The 22,448-nt window shown below is 48.8% G+C and carries 25 protein-coding genes; 19 read left to right on the forward strand and 6 right to left on the reverse strand.

The features are described from left to right. The first annotated feature begins 15 nt into the window (after window positions 1-15). From ACTL32_RS14385 to ACTL32_RS14395, 3 genes are all read left to right on the forward strand, one after another. Window positions 16-660 (forward strand): amino acid ABC transporter permease, encoded by a 645-nt coding sequence (locus tag ACTL32_RS14385; protein ID WP_441342141.1) that lies wholly within the window; start codon window positions 16-18, stop codon window positions 658-660. Then, window positions 657-1,385 carry an amino acid ABC transporter ATP-binding protein gene (locus ACTL32_RS14390; RefSeq protein ID WP_441342142.1) on the forward strand — a complete coding sequence of 243 codons (729 nt, stop codon included), beginning with the start codon at window positions 657-659 and terminating at the stop codon, window positions 1,383-1,385. Before ACTL32_RS14385 ends, ACTL32_RS14390 begins: the two co-directional genes overlap by 4 nt. A 160-nt stretch (window positions 1,386-1,545) precedes the next feature. Beyond that, complete coding sequence (locus ACTL32_RS14395; protein WP_441342143.1) at window positions 1,546-2,355, forward strand: transporter substrate-binding domain-containing protein; 810 nt, start codon at window positions 1,546-1,548, stop codon at window positions 2,353-2,355. A 72-nt stretch (window positions 2,356-2,427) separates the two neighbouring features. Here the strand turns inward: ACTL32_RS14395 and ACTL32_RS14400 are convergent, their stop codons facing one another. Further along, window positions 2,428-2,868, reverse strand: coding sequence for a peptidylprolyl isomerase (locus ACTL32_RS14400; protein WP_441342144.1), 441 nt, complete (start codon window positions 2,866-2,868; stop codon window positions 2,428-2,430). A 76-nt stretch (window positions 2,869-2,944) separates the two neighbouring features. Beyond that, complete coding sequence (locus ACTL32_RS14405) at window positions 2,945-3,736, reverse strand: SDR family oxidoreductase (protein WP_441342145.1); 792 nt, start codon at window positions 3,734-3,736, stop codon at window positions 2,945-2,947. A gap of 180 nt (window positions 3,737-3,916) precedes the next feature. On the opposite strand from ACTL32_RS14405, the gene ACTL32_RS14410 reads away from it, so the two are divergent. Beyond that, window positions 3,917-4,903 carry an NAD(P)/FAD-dependent oxidoreductase gene (locus tag ACTL32_RS14410; protein WP_441342146.1) on the forward strand — a complete coding sequence of 329 codons (987 nt, stop codon included), beginning with the start codon at window positions 3,917-3,919 and terminating at the stop codon, window positions 4,901-4,903. Between the two features lie 497 nt (window positions 4,904-5,400). Here the strand turns inward: ACTL32_RS14410 and ACTL32_RS14415 are convergent, their stop codons facing one another. Continuing rightward, window positions 5,401-6,900, reverse strand: coding sequence for a BCCT family transporter (locus ACTL32_RS14415; RefSeq protein ID WP_441342147.1), 1,500 nt, complete (start codon window positions 6,898-6,900; stop codon window positions 5,401-5,403). A gap of 229 nt (window positions 6,901-7,129) precedes the next feature. On the opposite strand from ACTL32_RS14415, the gene ACTL32_RS14420 reads away from it, so the two are divergent. The 9 genes from ACTL32_RS14420 (at window position 7,130) to ACTL32_RS14460 (ending at window position 13,404) form a co-directional block, all read left to right on the forward strand. After that, a complete protein-coding gene (locus tag ACTL32_RS14420) occupies window positions 7,130-7,744 on the forward strand; it encodes a 3D domain-containing protein (RefSeq protein ID WP_441342148.1) in 615 nt (204 codons plus the stop codon). Window positions 7,745-7,936: 192 nt separating this feature from the next. Beyond that, window positions 7,937-8,683 carry a gluconate 2-dehydrogenase subunit 3 family protein gene (locus ACTL32_RS14425; protein WP_441342149.1) on the forward strand — a complete coding sequence of 249 codons (747 nt, stop codon included), beginning with the start codon at window positions 7,937-7,939 and terminating at the stop codon, window positions 8,681-8,683. Between the two features lie 19 nt (window positions 8,684-8,702). After that, window positions 8,703-10,415 carry a GMC family oxidoreductase gene (locus ACTL32_RS14430; RefSeq protein ID WP_441342150.1) on the forward strand — a complete coding sequence of 571 codons (1,713 nt, stop codon included), beginning with the start codon at window positions 8,703-8,705 and terminating at the stop codon, window positions 10,413-10,415. A 15-nt stretch (window positions 10,416-10,430) separates the two neighbouring features. Beyond that, on the forward strand, window positions 10,431-10,631 hold the full coding sequence (gene tatA / locus ACTL32_RS14435) for a twin-arginine translocase TatA/TatE family subunit (RefSeq protein WP_441342151.1): 201 nt from the start codon (window positions 10,431-10,433) through the stop codon (window positions 10,629-10,631). Window positions 10,632-10,641: 10 nt separating this feature from the next. Beyond that, window positions 10,642-11,514: a twin-arginine translocase subunit TatC gene (tatC, locus tag ACTL32_RS14440; RefSeq protein ID WP_441342152.1), complete on the forward strand. Its 873-nt coding sequence runs from the start codon at window positions 10,642-10,644 to the stop codon at window positions 11,512-11,514. A gap of 197 nt (window positions 11,515-11,711) precedes the next feature. Further along, window positions 11,712-12,182: a GNAT family N-acetyltransferase gene (locus tag ACTL32_RS14445; protein WP_441342153.1), complete on the forward strand. Its 471-nt coding sequence runs from the start codon at window positions 11,712-11,714 to the stop codon at window positions 12,180-12,182. A 67-nt stretch (window positions 12,183-12,249) separates the two neighbouring features. Continuing rightward, window positions 12,250-12,756 (forward strand): GrpB family protein, encoded by a 507-nt coding sequence (locus ACTL32_RS14450; protein ID WP_441342154.1) that lies wholly within the window; start codon window positions 12,250-12,252, stop codon window positions 12,754-12,756. Continuing rightward, on the forward strand, window positions 12,756-13,172 hold the full coding sequence (locus tag ACTL32_RS14455; RefSeq protein WP_441342155.1) for an NUDIX hydrolase: 417 nt from the start codon (window positions 12,756-12,758) through the stop codon (window positions 13,170-13,172). The genes ACTL32_RS14450 and ACTL32_RS14455 overlap by 1 nt, the downstream gene beginning before the upstream one ends. Before the next feature lie 64 nt (window positions 13,173-13,236). Next, on the forward strand, window positions 13,237-13,404 hold the full coding sequence (locus ACTL32_RS14460; RefSeq protein ID WP_441342156.1) for a hypothetical protein: 168 nt from the start codon (window positions 13,237-13,239) through the stop codon (window positions 13,402-13,404). Between the two features lie 92 nt (window positions 13,405-13,496). Here ACTL32_RS14460 and ACTL32_RS14465 read toward each other — a convergent pair whose 3' ends face one another. Continuing rightward, window positions 13,497-13,805, reverse strand: a complete 309-nt coding sequence (locus ACTL32_RS14465; protein ID WP_441342157.1) for a hypothetical protein — start codon at window positions 13,803-13,805, stop codon at window positions 13,497-13,499. Between the two features lie 405 nt (window positions 13,806-14,210). Between ACTL32_RS14465 and abc-f the strand changes: the two genes are divergently transcribed. Further along, window positions 14,211-15,845, forward strand: a complete 1,635-nt coding sequence (gene abc-f / locus ACTL32_RS14470) for a ribosomal protection-like ABC-F family protein (protein ID WP_441342158.1) — start codon at window positions 14,211-14,213, stop codon at window positions 15,843-15,845. Between the two features lie 89 nt (window positions 15,846-15,934). Further along, window positions 15,935-16,699 (forward strand): STAS domain-containing protein, encoded by a 765-nt coding sequence (locus tag ACTL32_RS14475; RefSeq protein WP_441342159.1) that lies wholly within the window; start codon window positions 15,935-15,937, stop codon window positions 16,697-16,699. 19 nt (window positions 16,700-16,718) lie between these two features. Here ACTL32_RS14475 and ACTL32_RS14480 read toward each other — a convergent pair whose 3' ends face one another. After that, the gene (locus ACTL32_RS14480; protein ID WP_441342160.1) at window positions 16,719-17,063 is read right to left on the reverse strand and encodes a winged helix-turn-helix transcriptional regulator; all 345 of its coding nucleotides are present in this window, start codon (window positions 17,061-17,063) and stop codon (window positions 16,719-16,721) included. Between the two features lie 128 nt (window positions 17,064-17,191). Here ACTL32_RS14480 and ACTL32_RS14485 point away from each other — a divergent pair, with 128 nt between their 5' ends. After that, window positions 17,192-18,043 carry a VOC family protein gene (locus ACTL32_RS14485; protein ID WP_441342161.1) on the forward strand — a complete coding sequence of 284 codons (852 nt, stop codon included), beginning with the start codon at window positions 17,192-17,194 and terminating at the stop codon, window positions 18,041-18,043. A gap of 26 nt (window positions 18,044-18,069) precedes the next feature. Here ACTL32_RS14485 and ACTL32_RS14490 read toward each other — a convergent pair whose 3' ends face one another. Further along, complete coding sequence (locus ACTL32_RS14490) at window positions 18,070-18,306, reverse strand: hypothetical protein (RefSeq protein WP_441342162.1); 237 nt, start codon at window positions 18,304-18,306, stop codon at window positions 18,070-18,072. Between the two features lie 146 nt (window positions 18,307-18,452). On the opposite strand from ACTL32_RS14490, the gene ACTL32_RS14495 reads away from it, so the two are divergent. The 3 genes from ACTL32_RS14495 (at window position 18,453) to ACTL32_RS14505 (ending at window position 22,105) form a co-directional block, all read left to right on the forward strand. After that, window positions 18,453-19,523, forward strand: a complete 1,071-nt coding sequence (locus ACTL32_RS14495) for an NAD(P)H-dependent flavin oxidoreductase (RefSeq protein WP_441342163.1) — start codon at window positions 18,453-18,455, stop codon at window positions 19,521-19,523. Between the two features lie 261 nt (window positions 19,524-19,784). Next, entirely contained in the window at window positions 19,785-20,918 is a 1,134-nt protein-coding gene (locus ACTL32_RS14500; RefSeq protein ID WP_441342164.1) for a CAP domain-containing protein, read from the forward strand. Window positions 20,919-21,025: 107 nt separating this feature from the next. Further along, a complete protein-coding gene (locus ACTL32_RS14505; RefSeq protein WP_441342165.1) occupies window positions 21,026-22,105 on the forward strand; it encodes an AI-2E family transporter in 1,080 nt (359 codons plus the stop codon). Window positions 22,106-22,448: the final 343 nt, after the last annotated feature.

Genomic DNA, 22,448 nt, shown 5'->3' on the forward strand with positions numbered 1-22,448 from the left:
AGAGGAGATGTGAGAATGGACACAGTTGTCAACGCGTTGCCTTACTTGATGGAAGGCTTGCAAGTCACGCTTTATATTTTTGTCATTGCTATTATTCTTGGTTTTATCATCGGGTTGATCGTGGCGCTCTTCCGCCTGGCGCCTATCAGAATACTGAACTGGATTGCGAAGATTTTTGTCGATGCAATCCGTGGAACGCCGTTCATCGTTCAGCTGTTCTTCATTTACTTCGGTTTGAACTCCCTCGGGTTTTTCTCGATGGACAATACGACTGCAGGGATTGTGACCGTTGCGATCAATGCGGGGGCCTATTTCTCGGAAATCATCCGGGCGGGCATCCAGTCCATTGACCGGGGGCAGACGGAAGCTGCGCGTTCACTCGGCTTGAACGCAACACAAAACATGCGCTATATCATTTTGCCGCAGGCGTTCCGCCGGATGCTGCCGACCATCACCAACCAGGCGATCATTTCGCTGAAAGATACGTCGCTGCTGTCCGTTATCGGCATTGCCGATTTGACACAGGAAGGGCGCATCCAGGCGAGCCAGACATTTGAAGCGTTCACGATTTACTTGACGCTTGGGGTCATTTACTTCATTGTCATATACCTGCTCTCCTTACTGGCGAGCTTTGTGGAAAGGAAGTTTGTATTGCGATGACTATGATCAGAGTGGAAAACCTAAAAAAATCCTTCGGGAAAATCGAAGTGCTGAAAGACATGAGCACGGTAATCGAAGAAAAAGAAGTCGTCTGTGTCATCGGCCCTTCCGGATCCGGGAAAAGTACATTCCTGCGCTGCTTGAACCGGCTGGAAGACATTACAGGCGGCCACGTTTATATCGAAGGGATCGATATCACCGATCCGAAAGTGGACATCAACAAAGTGCGGCAAGATGTCGGCATGGTGTTCCAGCAATTCAATTTGTTTCCGCATAAAAGCGTGATGGAAAACATCACGCTGGCGCCGATGAAGCTGAACAAAGGCGATAAAAAAGCGGTGACGGCCAAAGCGTATGAGCTCTTGGATAAAGTCGGTCTCCGTGAAAAGGCGAATGCCTATCCGGGCGAATTGTCAGGCGGGCAGAAGCAGCGCGTCGCGATTGCCCGGGCGCTTGCGATGGATCCGAAAATCATGCTATTTGATGAGCCGACGTCCGCACTCGATCCGGAGATGGTAGGGGACGTATTGGACGTTATGAAACAGCTGGCAATCGAAGGAATGACCATGGTCATCGTCACCCATGAAATGGGCTTTGCCCGCGAGGTGGGCGACCGCGTGATGTTCATCGACGGCGGCTATATTGTGGAAGAGAACGTGCCGGAAGAATTATTCGGCAATCCGCAGCATGAACGGACAAAAGCGTTCCTCAGCAAAGTGCTCTGAACAAATACAAAAACACGTCCTCTGGGCGTGTTTTTTTATTATGTCGGGAATTCTTTTTGAGATTAAAATACTTCTGAAAATTCAGTCAAATATATATCATAAATAAGAAAAATCTGTTAAAATGGAAGAAGAATTTGGATACGATGAGAGGTGGAAAAAAATGAAAAAGCTCAGTTTTTTCCTGGTCTTTTTGACACTGATTCTTATCGTAGCAGCGTGCTCGCAGCAGGACAGTGAAAATGAAGGAGGAGAAGGTGGAGGCGAAACAGAGGCAACCGTTGGAAACGGGGAGGATGACGGGGTGTATATGGTGGGCATCGATACCACATATCCGCCTTTTGAATTCCAGAAGGATGGGGAATACCAAGGGATTGACGTAGAACTGATCCAAGCGATTGCAGAGGACCAAGGGTTTAAAATCGAATTGCGGCCGATGGATTTTGTCGGAATCATCCCGGCGCTTGAAGAAGGCGAACTGGACATGGCAATTGCAGGAATGAGCATTACAGACGAACGAAAAGAAATCCTGGATTTCTCTGATCCTTATTTCGATGCTGGATTGGCGCTGGTGACTGCTAAGGACGATTCGGAAATCGGCTCTTTGGAAGATATGGACGGAAAAGTCATCGCGGTGAAGAGCGGCACGACCGGATCGAAGTTTGTCGGCGAAAACCAAGAGAAGTACGGCTATCGGATTGCCTATTTTGACGACAGTCCTTCCATGTTCCTGGAAGTGGCAAACGGCCATGCGCAGGCACTGGTAGAGGATTATCCGGTAATTGCATATGCCATTACCGCACGGGACCTTGAATTGAAAGCGGTCGGGGAACGCTTGACGGATGAAAAGTACGGCATCGCAGTTTTGAAAGGGCAACAAGAAGAGCTGCTTAGCCAAATCAATGAAGGGCTCAAGAATTTGCAGGAAAACGGTACGCATGATGAGATTGTGAAGAAGTACATCGAAGACTAAGAAAATCGCACGGCCGTCAAAAAAAAGCCGGATTGGACAGGGAGATCCCTGTCCAATCCGGCTTCGTTGCTTTTATTCTTCGTCAAATACGTGGACTTTCGTCATTTTGTCGCCGTTTTTCATTGCTTTCGCCGTTTCAAGGCCTGAAGTCACTTGGCCGAAAACTGTGTGGACGCCGTCAAGATGCGGCTGTGGCGCATGGACGATAAAGAATTGGCTTGACCCGGTATCTTTGCCTGCATGAGCCATAGAAAGGCTGCCTGCTTGGTGCTTATGCGGGTTGTTGTCAGTTTCGCATTTGATTGTTTTGCCGCTGCCGCCAGCACCAGTGCCAGTCGGGTCGCCGCCTTGTGAAACAAAGCCAGGGATGACGCGGTGGAAGGTTACGCCGTTGTAGAATCCGGAGTTTGCAAGATCCTCAAAGTTTTTCACCGTATTCGGTGCTTCATTCGGGAATAGTTCGAATTCGATGATTTCGCCGTTTTCCATGTGGATGTGTCCTTTTTTAGCCATTTACAACATCTCCTTTTCAATTTGTACAATCCTCAGTATATCGATTTTTAGGCTGTCTGTATAATCATACGCTAGCTTAAAGGGCCCGCAGCAACCCACCGTCGACAACCAGCGATTGGCCGGTCAAATACGAGTTGGCAGAAGAGGCGAGAAATACGATGATTTTTGCAAACTCCTCGGGTTCCCCGTATCGATCGATCGGGATCTGGGAAGCGCTTTTTTCGACAACTTCTTCTATGGTCGTCTGCTGGCGCTGTGCGGCTATTTCATTCAGCTCCTTGATGCGGTCGGTCAGGATGCGGCCAGGCCCTACCGTATTGACCATAATATTGTCCTTGGCCACTTCCCGTGCCAAGGTTTTTGCAAAACCGACCATCCCCGCCCGGAATGTATTCGATAAAATCAGCCTGTCGATCACTTCTTTCGTCGAGGAAGAGGAAATATTGACGATGCGGCCGGACTGCTGCTTTTTCATATAAGGCAGCACAGCGCGGGAGGTGCGGATGTAGCTCAACAGATTCTGCTCGAATGCGGCATACCAGTCTCCGTCATCGACTTCCAAGAAGCCGCCAGTTTTAGGTCCGCCCGTATTGTTGATCAGAATATCGATGCGGCCGAATTTGCCTGATACAAACTCGAACAACGAAAGGATATCCTCTTCATTTGTCATATCGCATCTCTGATAATAGACTTCAGCATCCTTGGCAGCATTTTTAATTTCTGCTGCAGCCTGTTCGAGCGCAATCTCGCTGCGGCTTGAAATTATCACGATGGCTCCTTCTTTCGCGAATTCCATGGCGATCGCTTTCCCGAGCCCTCTGCTCGAAGCCATTATTACAGCGACTTTCCCTTTCAATCCAAGTTCCATCTGCCTCATCCTTTCTATTCTTCTTTGAACTCCAGTGTACCGAACCAAGTGCAAAAATGCTGAGCATTAAACCGATTATTCTAACTTTTTCATATTGCATTTCAATCAATAGTCTGATTGCGTGAATTGGGGCATAATATGATAGGATTATACTTATTGATTAGATTAGGAGTGTTAGGAATGGAAGAACGTGAGATATTCGATATTACGATCATCGGCGCCGGCCCGACCGGTCTGTTCGCTTCTTTTTACGGCGGTATGCGCAAAATGAAAGTCAAAATCATTGATAGCCTCCCTCAGCTTGGCGGCCAGCTGACAGAGCTTTATCCTGATAAATACATCTACGACGTCGGGGGCTTCCAAAAAGTCCTGGCAAAAGATTTGGTGGACAGCCTCGTCGTCCAGGCCAATTACGCCAATCCAGCGATCTGCCTGGAAGAATCGGTTTCAGCTGTTGACCGTGTCGGCGACCACTTTGAAGTGGCCACAGACAAAGATGTCCATTATACGAAAGCCGTTTTATTGACTGCCGGCGTAGGCGCATTCCAGCCGCGCAAAATCGGAGTCGACGGTTCTGAACCGTTCGAAGGCAAAACACTTCATTACGGCGTGAAAGATTTGACCTTGTTCCACGGCAAGAAAGTGGTTGTCCTTGGGGGCGGCGATTCTGCTGTCGACTGGGCAATGATGCTGGAAGATGTGGCTTCTCACGTTACGCTTAGCCACCGCCGTGAAAAAATGACGGCACACGAAGCGAACATCGATACGCTGCTGCAATCGAAAGTGGAAGTGAAAAAACCGTTTGGCGTAAAGGAACTGGTCGGCGAAAATGGCCAACTGGAAGAAATTATCCTGATCGACAAAGAAGGCAATGAGGAACGCATTCAAGCGGATCATGTCATTGTAAACTACGGCAACATCACATCGCTTGGCCCGATCAAGGAATGGGGCTTGGAGATGGAGAAGAATTCCGTATTGGTGAATTCGAAGATGGAAACGAATATTCCCGGAATCTACGCAGCAGGGGACATTGCCACATATGAAGGTAAAGTCAAACTGATTGCAGTAGGCTTCGGTGAAGCACCGACCGCTATCAACAATGCAAAAGCCTACCTCGATCCAAAATCGAAGATCCAACCGCTTCACAGCACAAGCGTATTCAAATAAGAAAAAGGATCAGCCGCGATGGCTGGTCCTTTTAGATTATAGACAAAGTCTAATTTAAATGAATAGAGAGATATAAGCCCGAACGGGCTGGCCACTTCGCTTTCCGTGGGCTCGGCTTCAGTCTCCTCGTCACTGCGTTCCTGCGGGGCCTTCAGCTCGAGTCGCTTCGCTGCTCCCACAGGAGTCTCGTGGCCAGTTCGATCGGGAGCGTCACTTGTATCTAATATTTGAAGCAGGAGAAATAGATCCAACTTTAACTCGCTTAGTACAAGCCGCTGGCTTCAGGATCCGTAACGGAAGGCGGCGTCTCCTGCGGGATAGCGAAGTGCCGAAATCCACTCGGACGCTAGTCCGAGTTAGTTCGGTGCGAGCCCGCGGAACGCGTCCGCCTGAAGTGTAGGATCCAACGCAGCTCCCATTAAGTTTATTCATCTAATTGAAAAAATAATCTTTAGTCTACAAGCTCAAAGGATCAGCCGCGATGGCTGATCCTTTTTTTATGTTCTCTTCCGTTTTTTGACTAAGGGGTCGTTCTGTACAGCTTTAAAGAAGGAGGCTCCCATCAGCAGGATGACCAGTGAGAACGGAAGGGCGGCGATAATCAAAGCGTTTTGAAGGCCTTGGGTGCCGCCTGTGTACAGCACGATCGCTGCTACAGCCGCCTGGATGAATCCCCACGTGATCTTCACGAGGTTTGGCGGGTTCAGCATGCCGCCGGTCGTCTGCATGCCCAGCACGAACGTGGCCGAGTCGGCAGATGTGATAAAGAAGATTGCGATGACAAACAAGGTGATGAAAGTCATCAATGTACCAAGCGGGTAATGCTGGAGCATGCCGAATGTGGCTGTCTCCAAGCTGTACCCGGAAATTTCAGCAATGCCATTTTGTTCAAGGTTCAATGCCGACGCTCCAAATACCGCGAAAAAGATGAAGCAAACGAGCGACGGGACGAACAAGACGCCGATCATGAATTCTTTGATGGTCCGCCCGCGGGAAATCCGGGCGATGAAAATTCCGACAAATGGCGCCCAGGAAATCCACCAAGCCCAGTAGAAGATGGTCCATGCGTTGACCCAGCCGCGCCGGTCTTCACGATTCGGCTCGAGGTTGAAACTCATATTGAAGAAATTGGTCATATAACCACCCAGTGCATCCGTAAAAGAGTTCAAGATATAGAGTGTCGGTCCAGCGAAGAGGAGGGTAATCAGCAAAATCACCGCCAGCACCATATTGATATTGCTCAGGTACTTGATGCCGCGGCCAATGCCTGACCAGGCGGAACCGATAAATAATATAGTAGAGACACCAAGGATCAATAATTGAAATCCGAATGTATTCGGGGTGCCGAATAGGAAAGAAAACCCTTCATTCAATTGTGCAGTCCCGAAACCGAGCGTAGAAGCGACACCGATAACGGTCGCAAACACAGCTAGGATGTCAATCAGTTTGCCGGGAACCCCAGCCATTGCTTTGGTGCCGAAGATCGGCGTCAACGTGGCGCTGATTAATCCGGGTGCGCCGTTATGGAATTTGAAATAAGCAAGCACCAAAGCGACGATGCCGTAAACTGCCCACGCATGGATGCCCCAGTGGAAGAAAGAGAACTGCATCGCTTCCGATATGGCTTGCGGGGAGCCGATTTCTGACCGGGGAGCGCTAGTGAAGGCGTGGGAGATTGGTTCTGCTGTAGTCCAGAAGACAAGGCCCATCCCCATTCCAGCGCTGAACAGCATCGCGAACCAGGACGGAAGTGAGAACTCCGGCTCTTCATCCGGCTTGCCCAGTTTAATGTTGGCGTAGCGGGAAAAAATCATATAAATGCAGAAAACCAAGATTAAAAAGACGGTGACCAAGTAATACCAACCGAATGTTTCTGAGATGGCAGCCGTCCATTGCCCTGTCATCTCTTGAAAACCGGTCGGTGAAAACAACCCCCATATGACAAGACTTAAACAGAGTGCTAAGGAGATCCAAAATACAGAGGTGACTTTGTTCATGTTATCCCTTCTTCCTTTTTGAAAATTTCTTTAACAATCTATTGTTCCCTAATAGGCACCGAATAAACGCAGGATTCTACTAAAAATGACTTTCTTATATTACAACGTGTAATACAAATCACTTTCACGTAACGTAATTGTTATGTTATAACCGTCGTTTTGTCATCGTCATGAAATACAGAGGTGTTATGATGCTACTTGTGTTAGTGAAAAGGAGGAAATTCATTTTATGAAAAAACAAATCGTTACACTAACTGCTATCGCAGCATTAAGTTTCGGAGCAGCTAGTACAGCTAGTGCCCATTCATCGTATACAGTAGAATCAGGTGACACTCTTTGGGGAATCTCACAGAAAAACAATATTTCGGTTGATCAATTAATGGGTTGGAACGGATTAAACTCTGATTTAATCTTCCCGAACCAAAAACTATCTTTAGAAGCAGGCCAAGCGGCAGCAGCGTCGTCAGCAGCTCCGACGCCAGCAAAAGCGCCAGCTAAAACAGCTGCGCCCGTACAAGCATCTGCACCAGCTCCGGCTGTTTCACAGCAAGCCGGCAAAACCATGACAGTATCAGCAACGGCTTACACCGCTTATTGCGCAGGATGCTCAGGGACGACTGCTACAGGGCAGAACCTTCGTGCAAATCCTAACCAGAAAGTCATCGCGGTAGATCCGCGCGTCATCCCGCTCGGTTCAAAAGTTTGGGTTGAAGGCTACGGAACTGCAATTGCCGGCGACACAGGCGGCGCTATTAAAGGCAACAAGATTGATGTATTCATCCCTTCACAAAGCGCTGCACTACAGTGGGGCCGCAAAAACGTGACGATCAAAGTATTAGACTAATAAACAGCAACAGAGCCGAGGTGTCCATTCCTTCGGCTTTTTATTTTCCTTAAAATGCAAATCCTCAGCGGATTTGCATTTTTTTTGTTAGTGGTTTATTAAATAACCCGGAAAATGGTTTAAAAATCGTAAAAAAAGTATATACTTATATAATATTCAGAATAATTAATTATGTAAAAGGGAGGTTATATAATGGCCAAAAACGAAAAGAATTATTCGCGGCGCGATTTTTTGAAAACTTCAGGAATCGCAGCAGGCGCACTTATTGGCGGCGGAGTTATAGGCGGCTTAATTGGTGCGAACGTCAATGATGGCGCATCCCCTACAGAAGCGCCTGCGACCAGTGATGGTGGTTCAGCCGGTGGCGTAAGAGGGTTGATGTTCTTTAAGAACGATGCAGAGTTCCAAATTCTTGCTCAAGCAACGGAGCGGATTTTTCCTGAAGATGATTTGGGGCCTGGCGCTATCGGATTAGGCGTGCCTTATTTTATCGATCAACAGTTGGCGGGGGCATACGGTGAAAACTCTAAAGAATACATGCAACCCCCATTTTTGGAAGGGGAAAGAACCCAAGGCTACCAAAGCAGGCTAAAACGAAACGAGATGTTCCGTCAAGGTCTTCAAGTTATGCAGCAAGAAGCTCAATCGCGGTTTAAAGCCAACTTCGCAGATTTGGAAGGGGGGCAGATGGATGAAATTTTAACGGCCTTTCAAGAAGAGGAAATTCAAATGAAGGGCGTATCTTCCTTGTTCTTTTTCCGGCTTTTGCGCCAGGCGACGCTAGAAGGCGCTTATGCCGATCCGATTTATGGCGGTAACCAAAACATGGAAGGCTGGAAAATGAAAGATTTCCCTGGTCATCAGGCAGCTTATATCAATCAGATTGAAAGTGAAGATTTTGTGGAGATTGAACCGCAATCGCTTGGAATGGAGCATTAATCGAAGAGGGGGAGTCTAAATGGTCACAACTTTGGATAAAGTAGATGTAGTCACAGTAGGCGTAGGGTGGACCGGAGGGATCATCGCTGCTGAATGTGCAAAGGCGGGTCTAAAAGTAGTCGGACTGGAACGAGGGCATGAACGGAGTACGAGTGATTTCAATATCGTCCATGACGAATACCGCTATGCCATCCGCTATGAGTTGATGCAGGATTTGTCCAAAGAAACGATAACCTTCCGCAACAACCGTCAACAACGGGCCCTTCCGATGCGCCAGATGGGATCATTCTTGCTTGGTGAAAACCTCGGCGGCGCCGGAACCCACTGGAATGGCCAGACATGGCGTTTCCTGCCTTATGATTTTCAAATCAAAACGATGACGGAACAGAAATATGGGGCCAACAAGCTGCCAGCGGAGTACCTGCTGCAGGATTGGGGCATCACTTATGATGAATTGGAACCCTATTTCGATAAGTTCGAGAAGACAGCGGGCATTTCTGGAGAAGATAAGAACCCGTTCTGGGGTAAGCGCTCTGCTGAGTACCCGACGCCTCCGATGAAGAAGACACCGATTTTGCAAAGGTTTGAAACTGCCACTTCCAACCTGGGCTATTCACCTTTCATGATGCCATCCGCTAATTTGTCAGAGCCGTATGAAAATCCTGACGGAGCGGCTATCAATGCTTGCCAGTATTGCGGATTTTGCGAACGTTTCGGCTGTGAATACGGAGCGAAATCCTCCCCCGAAGTTACTGTTGTTCCGACTGCGCTGGAGACAGGGAATTACGAAATCAAGTTTCGTGCCAATGTAGTAGAAGTGATGAAGGAAGGAGATAAAGTGACTGGGGTCCGGTATATCGATACGATCACGTTCGAGGAATTCATCCAGCCGGCGGAAGTGGTCGTGTTGACCAGCTACATCTTGAACAATGCGAAATTACTGATGGTATCAAATATCGGCGAACAGTATGACCCTGCGACTGGCCGCGGTACTTTAGGCAAAAACTACGCGTATCAGATTTTGCCAGGTGCATCGGGTTTCTTTGATGAAAGAATGAACACCTTCATGGGAGCTGGAGCTCTCGGGATGACGGTTGATGATTTTAATGGCGACAATTTTGACCATGGCGACCTTGATTTTATCCACGGGGCCAGCCTTTCGATGACGCAGACTGGAAACCGGCCAATTTTATCAAATCCGATTCCGCCGGATACGCCGTCCTGGGGAGCGGATTTTAAGAAAGCTTCCATCGAAAACTACACGAGAACATTGGGCGTCGGGGGCCAAGGGGCTTCCATGCCGCATAAAGAGAATTACATGGCACTTGATGGCACTTACAAAGATATCTACGGTGTGCCGTTATTGCAGCTGACTTATAATTTCACCGAGCAGGACAAGGCGCTGCATGCTTATATAACGGAAAAGGCAGCGGGCATCATGCAAGAGATGGGCGCCAAGACGGTTGTTGGCGGAAGCCCGATTTCCGATTACGATATTGTACCTTATCAAACAACGCACAACACCGGCGGCACAATCATGGGTGCCGATCCGGCAAACAGTGTCGTCAACAATTACTTGCAGCATTGGGATGCTGAGAACTTGTTTGTGGTCGGTGCAGGGAATTTCGCCCATAACGGCGGCTATAACCCGACGGGCACCGTCGGGGCACTTGCTTACCGGTGTGCAGAAGGTATCATCAATTACAGCAAAAACGGCGGTTCGCTCGTATAAAAGGAGGAGAAAGCAATGGGAGGATTAGCATCAATTGGAGTGCCAGGCCTAATCATTATTCTGGTGATTGTACTTATAATATTCGGACCGAAAAAATTGCCGGAAATCGGCGGGGCGGTCGGAAAAACGTTTTCTGAGTTCAAACGCTCGACCAAAGGGCTCATGGACGATGATGAGGAAGAGGTAAAAGAAGAGAAAAAATCCGAAAAAGTTTGAAGGTGATCCCATGGATCCATATGGAGAAAGAAATTTAGTCAGCCCGTTAAGCAAAAAGAAATCCGAAACAGCAGCGTCCGCCCAATCAGCAGAACCGGAAATTCCTGAGGTGCAAGCGGCGGCAGAGAAGCCGCCGGAAGCGCCGGAACCTCCTCCGGAAGAGCGAGATGCGCATACGGAAACGCTGATTGACCATTTGGGGGAATTGCGGAAACAGCTTATTAAAAGCTTGTTTGTTTTCGCGTTTTTCCTGATTGTGGTTTTTGCAACGCTGAATTTTTGGTTCCCATATGTGGTGAAAGGCCATGACTTGGTCATTCTCGGCCCGCTTGAAGTCATAAAATTCTACACGTCAATTTCTGTGACGCTGGCAATTGGTTTGGCGTTGCCTTTCCTCTGCCATTTCATCTGGCAATTCGTCAAGCCGGGGCTGAAGGAAGAGGAAAGCAAGTTCATCGGCCTATACTCTCCGGCAATGCTGCTATTGTTCATCGGCGGCGTGGCTTTTGGCTATTTCATTGTCAATCCGCTAAGTTTCCAATTTCTGATCGGCCTTGGTGCAGCCAATTTTGCGGTCATGATTTCCGCAAGCGAATATATCCATTTCCTCATCATGACGACAATTCCGCTCGGGCTTCTTTTCGAGATGCCCATCGTGGCGCTTTTTCTGTCGTCCATCGGCATCCTGACTTCTGTGTCGATGAAGAAAGTGCGGAAGTGGTCCTATTTGGTGCTGGCAATTGTTTCGGCACTCATTACACCGCCGGATTTCATCAGCCAATTGTTGGTGCTGATTCCGATGGCATTGCTTTATGAAGCGAGCATCTACATTGTACGGAAAATGGAGGCGAGGAAAGCGTCAATGGAAACAACAGCTGTATAATCAACCCAGGCGCGTTCGGCATAGGCCGATGCGCCTTTTGAGTGTGCATCCGCCTTCACTCGAAGCAGGGAGTATGGTAAATATAAAGAAAATTCCGATTTTTTTACTGGCGCTCTTTCCCCGTTTTCTATACACTGAAAGGGCAAGGCAACTAAAGAGCAAGACGGAATCGGCAGACCATGATGAGGAGGAGCGACATGACACTTGAATGGAAAGAAATTACAGACTTAAAATCAGTCGATGTCTCAAAATTAGTGGAGGAAAGCGAAGCGGAAGGCTACCGCTTTTTGCGTCGGTTGGTTGATCAATACGAGGACGGCACTAACACATTCAATAAAGAAGGCGAAATCTTATATGGCGCTTGGGACAACGGCCAATTGGTCGCAATTGGCGGATTGAACAGGGATCCCTATTCGGATAAAAGCGGAGTCGGCAGGCTGCGGCGCTTTTACATTTCGGAGAAGGTCCGCAGGCAAGGCATCGGAACTCAGTTGCTTAAAAAGATTGTCGACCATGCGCGCGGCCATTTCAAGGAATTGGTAGTCCGTACGGATTCGGCAAATGCGGATGCGTTCTACAGGGCAAACGGCTTTTCCGGGGACCTGGGGCTTCCGGATGCATCCCATGGGCTGACGCTCGACCACGATTATTCAAAAACGACACAATAAAGTTGGGACGGCGGCTTGCATATGCAGGCCGCTTTTTAGTATGTTGAAAACAGCAGGAGGAGTGAGTATGAGAAAAGTGGAGGTGTTTCCGTTTGACCCGGATTGGCATCGCCGGTTTAAAGAGGCAGCCATGGAAATTGAAGGGATATTCGGAGAGGAATGTGCAGAAATTCATCATATTGGTAGCACAGCGGTGGAAGGGCTGTCCGCAAAATCCGTCATCGACCTGTTGCCGGTAGTACGGTCCATTGAAAACGTCGATGCTTTCAACCGGAAAATGGCGGAAGCGGGGTACGTGGCAAAAGGCGAAAACGGGCTGCCGGGCAGAAGGTTTTTCCAAAAAGGCGGCGATGAACGCACGCACCACATTCATGTCTTCGAGAAAGGCAGCCGGGAAATCAGGCGCCATCTGGCATTTCGCGATTACTTGCGCGCCCATCCTGAAAAAGCACAAGAATACGGAGCGTTGAAAGAGAAATTGGCGTCCGAGTACCCGATGGATATCGAAAAGTACATCGCGGGGAAAACAGAACTTGTTTCCGTGATTGAAAAATTGGCAATGGAGGAATCGTAATGGAAATGTCCGATTGGAAAGGTGCAGCCGGTGTCTGCGTCAACGAAAAAAACGAGGTGCTGCTAGTCTTGCAGAACATCTCTGTAGAAGACGGTGATAAATGGGCCGTTCCGGCTGGCGGGGTTGAGCCGGGCGAAAGCCTGGAAGAAAGCTGCAAGCGCGAGTTTTTTGAAGAAACCGGGCTTGAAGTGGCGGTTTTAGAAGAACTGAAAGTCAAAAGCGGGCAATATGAAAACTTTGACGTGTCATTCAATGTGCATTACTTCCGGGTGGAAGTCACGGGCGGCGAACTCAATGTCCATGATCCATTCGGTTTGATCTTGGATGTAGCGTGGAAACCGGTCGGTGAACTGGATGCTTTGGAAATGGCTTACCCGGATGACCGGGCGTTGATCCAGTCCTTGGTGAAAAACTGAAACAGGATTAAAAGCCGTTCCAGGGGGTATTTTAAAGGTAACAGCAAACAGAGGAGGCACGAGCATGAAAAAGGATAAGGAAGGCCATGAAGGGGAAGAACTGATTCCGGAAGTCGAGCCGCGCCGAAACATGCCAGAGAAAAAAGAGATGGATCCGATGCCCGACCGGGACTTGGAATACAAGGAAAACTCCAATGAAAAGTATCGGGACAAACAGCCGGAAAACGAATAAAAACAAGCCAGCATTGGCTTGTTTTTTTATTGTCCCAATCGCTGAAAAGCAAGAGGGAAAGAGAAAAGCAAGAAGCAGCACTTCCCGCTTTTTTAGTAATGGGCTTTGTCTTTTTCTAGTTCCTCCACCAATTCGGAGTAGCGCTGCAGATCGTGGTTTCCGTACTTTTCGATGTAATTGACAATTTGGGTTTTCAATTCTTTCCGCAGGCGTTCAACGGCTACCAGTTTTTCTTTCATTGACTGGCGCCGCCATAATTCGGCATCTTTGACGTCCTCCATCTTTTCCAGCATGTCGATCTCTGCCAGTAAAACGAGCGCTTCCGTCTTTTTGTCTTCATACTTCTTCAATGCTTTCTCCACTTTCCGCGTATCATTGTCAAAAGCCATTTTAGAATACATTGACAAGCTGCCCACCGCCCTTTCTTTGAGCTACTTTTTCCTTATTTACCCTTGCTACCTTCATTATAAGCCCGGCTGCTATGAAATTAAATAGAAATATTCAGATAAATCATTGACGCTTGGACTGGTTTTGATTATGATGGAAGAAATAACGCGAGGGGGTGGGTATGATGGTTCGAACTGGTAAGCGCATGACAGAGTGTCAAGAATATCTTTACATTCTTCATGGCGTTACTTTCACTGAAACACATGTACGGGACAAGTCTGTCCTTTTTCAGACAACTGCATGGAGTGAAAAATACCAGTAAGAGACATCTGCCTGCGAACGGAAATTAGCAAAAGGCATGCGTCCCTGCATGCCTTTTTTGTATGGCGAGGGTCTCTTCGATGGAGAGGAAGAGAACGATGATAATCAGCCAATTTCAACAAATCATGTGCCATTTTGCCAATCAGAAATTATTCAACCATATAAAAGGGGAAGTTGCAGAAGGCCAGCGGATCGGCCTGGTCGGCCGCAATGGCGAAGGGAAAACCACGCTTTTGAATGTGCTGGCCGGTGAACTGCATCCGACCGAAGGAACTGTGACCTGGAAAAAAGGCTGTTCAGTCGGCTTGCTGAAACAGTCGCCGCAAGAAGAGCCGGAATGGACAGTCGAACAATTGCTTAAAACCGCGTTTGCGGATCTGTTGGAAGCCGGCGAGCGTCTGGCAGAAATGGAAAAGAAAATGGAGACGGCTGATCCTGGCACACTCGAGCGCCTGTTGGAACGCTACGGCAGTTTACAGGACGAGTTCAGCCGCAAGGGCGGTTACGAAATTGATGTGCGGATCGACCAGGTACTGAATGGATTGAAGATCACTTCCCTGAAGCATGAACAATGGGGGCATTTGAGCGGCGGTGAACGGACGAAAGCCGGACTGGCAAAGCTGCTGCTCCAGGAACCGGATCTGCTTTTGCTGGATGAGCCGACGAATCATTTGGACTTGGAAGCGATTGAATGGCTTGGTGCATTTATCGGCCATTACAAAGGAACGATTGTCCTCGTTTCCCACGACCGGTACTTCCTGGACGAAGCGGTAACTTGTATATGGGAACTGGATCAAGGAGATTTGATTCAGTACAAGGGAAATTACTCGGATTACGTCAAAGAACGGGAAGCGCGGCTACTTCTTGAATTCCAGCAATACCAGGACCAGCAAAAGAAAATCCAGAAAATGAAAGAGACAATCAAGCGATTGAAAGAATGGGCCAACCGGGCGAATCCGCCCAATGCCGGCATGCACCGCCAGGCAAAGAGCATTGAAAAGGCTTTAGCGCGAATCGAACTGCTCGATCGGCCGGTGCTGGCTAAAAAACAGATGGCCCTTGATTTCAGCATGGCCAACCGCAGCGGCAAAGATGTCGTCCGCATTGAAGGCTTATGGAAAGAGTTCGGCGACCGGACCTTGTTTCAGGAAGCGGGGATGCATGTGCGTTTTGGCGAGAGAGCTGCGATTGTCGGAGCGAATGGCGCCGGCAAGACCACGCTGCTCAACATCATTCTTGGCAGTGATAAGGCGGATGCCGGAGAGGTGCTGATTGGCAGCGGGGTGTCGGCAGGCTACCTGTCCCAACATACACTCGAGATGGACAATGACCGTTCAGTGATTGAAGAATTCCGGGATGTGGTAGCTGTATCGGAATACGACGCCCGGCCGATGCTGGCGAAATTCCTGTTCTTCGGAAATATGGTGTTTCAGCCGGTCCGCCAGCTTAGCGGCGGGGAACGGATGCGGCTGCGGCTGGCGCAATTGATGCACTCTGATTGCAACTTGCTTATCCTGGACGAACCGACAAACCATCTCGATTTGGAAGCCAAAGAAGTAATGGAAGAAGCGCTTTCCGGATTCCCGGGTACAATCATTTCCGTATCCCATGACCGATACTTTCTGGATAAACTGTTTGGGGCGACGTACTGGATCGACAATGAATCCATCGAACGTTTTGATGGGAATTACTCTTTTGCCAAAGGCAAAAAGAGCGCCCAGGTTTTTTCGTGAAAATTCGCCTGAAATCGGCATTAGGGCATAAAGCTGTGGGATAATAGGGATAAGCTTAACGACCAAGACTGAAGAATAAGGTGGAATACATGACAGCCATAGGGACAATACCAGAAAAAATTTCCTTGCTTAACGCGCTCGACCATATCGGCGAAACGATCATGATAGCGGACGAGGCTTACAACATCCGCTGGATGAACAGTGAAGCCCATCGGCTGCTTTCAAAAGTGGTGCCGCTATACGGAATTGAAGATACACGCGAGCTGATCGGCATGAATATGGATGCGTTCCATCAGCATCCGGCACGCCAGCGGGAAAAGATGAAACAGATTAGCGAAATGCACCGCGCAAGAATCACGATCAAAAATGAGTTTGTGACGGATATTGTGGTTACGCCCGTCAAAGGCAAGGACCAGGAAATTTCCGGCTACATCGTCATGCTGATGGATGTGACAACACAGGCAGAAGAGCTGAAACGGAACGAACAGCTTATAAAAGACCTGTCCATCCCAATTCTGCACATCTGGCATAAAACCATAGCGCTTCCGTTGATCGGGGAATTCGACCGGCATCGTTCGGATGAGCTGCTGGCCAAGGTGCTGATGGAATGTTCGAACAGGAATATTGAATATGTGCTGCTCGATCTGAGCGGCATCACTGAGTTTGAAAACGAAATCCGCTACCAGATCCAAATGATGACGGACAGTTTGAAATTGATCGGTACCGATTGCATTTTGGTGGGCATCAACCCCAAACTGGCAATGTCGATTGTTTCGCTTGAAACCTGCACACCCATCTTCAGCACTGCGCATGCAGGCCTGAAGTATATAATGGAACTTCAAGAGCAGCGATAAGACTGCAATAAAAAACAGCTTACCCTTTAGGGATAAGCTGTTTTTTTGTGTCGGCCGGTTCGATCCATTCCTGTGACCAGTCCTGGATGGCATCCATGACGGGCTTAAGGGAAAAACCTTTTTCAGTCAACTCATATTCAATCCGGACAGGGGTTTCCGGATATACTTTTCGAACAACGACGCCTTGTGCTTCGAGATTTTTCAGCCGTTCAGACAACAGCCTGCCGCTGATTCCAATGACTTCCGTCAAATGGCTGAAGCGCTGCGGCCCAGACAATAACTGATATATGATCAAACCGGTCCAACGTTGGCTGAGAAGTGAAATGGCACTTTCAAAACGGGGGCAGATTACAGTAGTATCCATTGCAGTCACTCCTTTTTTACATAATAACATAAATACCGCATTGAATAAAGGAATGTAGTTACTTGACACCTTATTGTTCTTAAAATATAATTGGTTACATAAAGTAACTAGAGAAAAGAGGGCATCCAATGAATTTTCATGTGAAACCCGTCACTTATGTAGGCGAAGTCGGATTAAAAGTTCTGGATTTAGAAGAAATGGTCCGTTTTTATAAAGATATTATCGGTTTCGAAGTGTTGGAAGAAACGGGCAATGCCGCTGTTCTCGGAGCGGGCGGGCAGGCCTTGCTGAAACTGGAGACAGGTGAAGGGATTGTCCCTAAAAATCAGCGTTATGCAGGCTTGTACCATTTTGCAATCTTGTTGCCGGATCGCAAGGAATTAGGGAAAATACTTCTTCACCTCCATAACAACGGGGTGGGGATCGGATCGTCGGATCATTTGGTCAGCGAAGCACTGTATTTAAGCGATCCGGAAGGGAACGGAATCGAAATCTACCGCGACCGGGAACCGGAACAATGGGACTGGAACGGCAGCCAAGTCGTAATGGCAGTGGATCCGATCGATGCTGCCGGCCTTGTCCAGGCTGCTGAAGAGTCTGGCGAAGTGTTTCAAGGGTTGCCTGCCGGAACGGTAATGGGGCATATTCATCTCCACGTTTCGGATTTGGTGAAAGCGAAGGATTTTTACGTGGATGGTTTAGGGTTTGAAGTGGTTTCTTCTTTAGGAGGACAGGCATTGTTCCTGGCAGACCAGAAGTATCATCACCATATTGGATTGAATGTCTGGAACGGCATCGGGATTCCGGCGCTTCCGGAAAACGCAGCGGGCCTCGGGTATTATACATTGGTGCTTGAGAGCGAAGAGAAGCGCAAAGCCGCAATCGAACAGCTGCGTGAGTTCGGATCGGAAGTTGACATGCAAGATGATCTTGTTGAAGTGAAAGATCCAGCAGGAAATACAATCCGTTTAACTGTATAGCACGAGGAAAAGAGGCAGTCTCTGGATTAATCAGAGACTGCCTCTTTTTGTACAGCGACAGGGTAATTGCAGCTGTCGGCTGCCTCTAGCAGGAAATCCAGGTCCGGAGTTTTCGCCGTCTGGTTTTGCCGTGTTTCCATATATACGTTCATTCTCTCTTTGCTTTTCAATTCTTCGAGAGGAATATCGGAATAAGATAAAAGGATCAACCCGAATGCCGCGACGATTAAAGTGATGCCTAAAAGTGAAAGGAATCCCTTCATAGTAAACCCCGCCTTCTAAATGTTTGCTTATGGTAAAGAACGCCTCAGCAAACAGAAAGTTCCTGCTTGAGGAAAAAGGGGATTTTCGCAATACTGAAAAGAAAGAAACTTCATTTTGCGTGAAGTTCCGGAAGGAGGAAAAGAAGATGATTTCATTGGAAACCGATATTTGCCGATTGTTAGGAATCACGAACCCCATTATTCAGGCCGGAATGGCAGGAGGGCCTACCACTGCCAGTCTGGTGGCTTCAGTCAGTGAAGCGGGCGGCCTCGGAAGCCTTGGCGCTGCGTACATGCCGCCTGAGGTGTTGAGGAAGACGATAAAGGAAATCCGCAAACAAACGTCAAAGCCGTTTGCCGTCAATATTTTTGCGGAAAATGCCAAAGACGATTTCGGGAGGGCCGAAGAAGTCCAAACAGCATTGAATAGATTCCGCCGCGAATTGGGGGTAGAGGAAGCGGCCGGTCCATTCTCTTCGCCTGACTGGAGCCGGGAGCAATTTGAAGTTTGCCTTGCAGAAGGGGTGCCGGTCATAAGCACCGCATTCGGCTCGCTGCCTGCCGAACAAATGAAAGCGGCAAAACAGCGAGGCGTGAAAATTATCACAATGGTCACCACTGTACGGGAAGCCTTGGAAGCCGAGCGAGACGGTGCAGATGCCATTGTTGCACAGGGCAGTGAAGCTGGCGGGCACCGGAGTACTTTTTCACTTGAGTCTCACCCGGACGGTGCGCTGGTCGGACTGATGTCGCTTGTTCCCCAAATCGTAGATGCGGTGAACGTTCCCGTGATTGCCGCCGGCGGAATTGCCGATGGGCGCGGGTTGGCCGCTTCGTTGGCGCTGGGGGCCGCAGGCGTGCAGATTGGCACGCGGTTTTTATGCGCCGCGGAATCAGCTGCCCATCCGGCACATAAAAGGGCGATATTCGAAAGTGATGAAGAAAGTACAGTCATAACAAAAAGCTTCTCCGGCCGGCCTGCTCGGGGCATCAAGAACCGCTTCATTTCAGAATTTGATGAAACGGGCTGCCAGCCGCTTCCGTTCCCATCGCAAAATACAATCACCAAAGATATCCGCGCAGCAGCCGCTAAGCGGGGCGATGCCCAGTTCATGTCGCTGTGGGCCGGGCAGTCGACCCGCATGCTCAGCGAAGAAGAAAGCGCCGCAGGCATCGTACGGTCTATTATGGAAGAAGCGCAGCGGATCTGCCGCTAGAAGCGGGTGAAACTTTTCCTTCTGCTGTCCGTAAATGTTCTAAAGGAAAAATATTCGGATAAAAAATGGATTAGATTATGGGATGGATACTAGTATTAGAAGCCGTTCGACCGGAATCTGTTCGCTGTGGCCGGTCTCGGCACGCTGTTTTCAACAAAAAATCCTTTTGCTTGCTGAAGCAAAAGGATTTTTTCCATCCGATAGAGAAGCTTATTACTTTATAGAAACGAATTATATGATTACACTGTGGGAAGAGAGGTGATGCGCGTGCGGAAACTGGTATGGCTGATGGTAGTGCTTGTGGCTGTTTTTTTGGCACGGCCCCTATGGGAAGAAAAAGCAGGGGAATATGTGGATCTCGGTTTTCTTGATTCGATCGATGAGACGATCGGCCAAGTGAAGGATGATCCTTCTTTAGCGGAGGCGTTTGAAGGAGCGAAGCAATTTACGCTCCAGGTCGGCGGCCAGCTGGAATCGATGATCAGGAACAGCACGGCGGAAATGCCTGAAGCGGCAGCGAAGCCTGAACTGGACGATACGCAGTCGCTGTTTGCGGTGCATAATGTGACGCTTGGCATGACGAAAGAACAGGCACAGGCGAACGTAGGGCTGCCGTTGCGATTGATGCGGAATGAATATGGCACGGATTGGCATAGCTACCATCAGGATTACCAGAATTACGTCCTCTTGTCGTATGACCGGGAGGGGCATGTCAATGGCATGTTCACCAATCAGGACCTGATTTCTTCGACAAGGGGGATCACCATGAATTCGCATAAAGCGGAAGTGCGCGCAGCGCTCGGAATCCCGCTTAAAAGCCTGCAAAAAGGAAACGTCCAGTATATTCTCGACACCCGGGACGAATACGACGTCTTTAAAGTCGACTCCTTGTACGTCACTGTGTTTTATGATGTCCACGAGGAAGATACGGTGACTGCGCTTCAAGTGATAGACGGGGAGCTGGAGCAGAAGCGCCCGCAGATATATGCGGAGCCGGACGGAGAGCTTAAGGAAGGTTTCGAATTCCTGTTGTTCGAACTCACGAACTCGGCCCGCATCCAGCGGGAGCTTCCGCTTTTAAAGTGGGACGAAGCGACGCGCGAAACAGCCCGTAAACACAGTGAAGACATGGCGGAGAACAGGTACTTCAGCCATACAAACCTGGTTGGGAAGTCGCCGTTTGACCGGATGGGGGATGACGGCATCTCGTTCTTCGTTGCCGGTGAAAACCTCGCGTACGGACAGTACAGCAGTATTTTTGCACATGAAGGCTTGATGAATTCGATGGGGCACCGTGAAAATATCGTCAAACCCGATTTTGGTTATCTGGGTGTTGGCGTCTCGTTCAATTCCGACGACCAGCCGTATTTTACAGCCAATTTTTTCAATCGATGAAAAGGCAGCCTCCACAGAAAATGGGTGGAGGCTTTTTTATCTGTAAATTTCTATGCTGCATTACGTGATAATATGGGTATACTAGCAAAAGAAAGGAAGTGAACTATTTGACTAATAAACTTTGGTTTCAAGTGGGAGTAGGAGTCATCCTCGTTTTAGTCATTATTCGTTTATTCATTGAAGTCCAGGCAATATTTGATCCATTATTTATCATTGCCCAAACGATTTTCGTTCCACTCCTTCTTGGAGGGGTGCTATTCTATCTCAGCCGCCCATTGCTCCGTTTGTTGGAGAGGCGGAATTTTCCGCGCTGGTCGGGAGTATTGATTGTCCTTCTTTTGATTCTCCTCGTGTTCTATCTGCTGTATGCAATGATCGGGCCGATAGTGTCAAAACAGGTGAACTCGCTGGTCGAAAATGCCCCAGCCATCATTGAAGACGTAGAAGATTATACGATGTACTGGTTCAACCAACGCGACCGCCTTCCGGATTCGATTGAAGAACAGATCAACGGATTGCAAGGCAAAGTCGGGGAATGGGCCGGCAATATCGGATCATGGATCTTGTCATTCATTGGAAGCTTCATCTCAGGGGTCATCACGCTCGTCCTGGTGCCGTTCTTCCTGATTTATCTTTTGCTCGACCATGATAAATTCGCACCGTTTATCGCCAAGTTCTTCAAAGGCGAGCGCAAGACATGGATCCGCAAAACCTTGAGCGACATTGACGCTACATTGCAGGCATACATCCAGGGCCAGCTGTTCGTCAGTTTCCTGGTAGGGATTATGCTGTTGATCGGGTACCTGATCATCGGGCTGGATTACGCATTATTGCTCGCGCTGATCGGCATGGCGACAAACGTCATCCCGTTTCTTGGGCCCTACCTCGCCGTCATCCCGGCGATCATCATCGCGCTGGTGCAGGAACCGATCATGGCTGTTTACGTCATGATCATTATGCTGATTGCGCAGCAGATTGAAAGCAATCTGATTACGCCGAACGTCATGGGGAATGCACTTGATGTGCATCCGCTGACGGTTATTACATTGATCCTGGCAGCCGGTAATATCGCAGGCCTTTGGGGCATCATCCTGGCGATTCCGGTCTACGGCGTCATCAAGACGATTGTCAGCAATATCTACGCACGCCGGCAAGACATCAGGGAAACCGCAACGAAAGAAGTCTAAAGGAAAACCCGTGAACTCTGTTCGCGGGTTTTTGCCTGTTGACGAAAGAATATTTATTTCTCTTAAAGAATAAAGAAACATTTAAGAGAAGCTATCCCGGATCCTCCACTTCAGGCGGACGCTTTCCGGGGGCTCGCGCCGAACTAACTCGGACTGGCGTCCGAGTGGATTTCGGCACTTCGCAATCCCGCAGGCAAAACCGGTGCTCCTGCATCGCTGCGCTGCTTCGTCGCAAACAAGTTGACCGAACTACCTTCGGCCAACTTGCTCGCCGCCTTCCGTTGCGGATCCCGAAGCCAGCGGCTTGTTCCCAGCAGGCCAAAGCAGGATTAGTATTCTTATC

The organism is Planococcus sp. FY231025 (genome assembly GCF_052078085.1).
Classification (GTDB): domain Bacteria; phylum Bacillota; class Bacilli; order Bacillales_A; family Planococcaceae; genus Planococcus.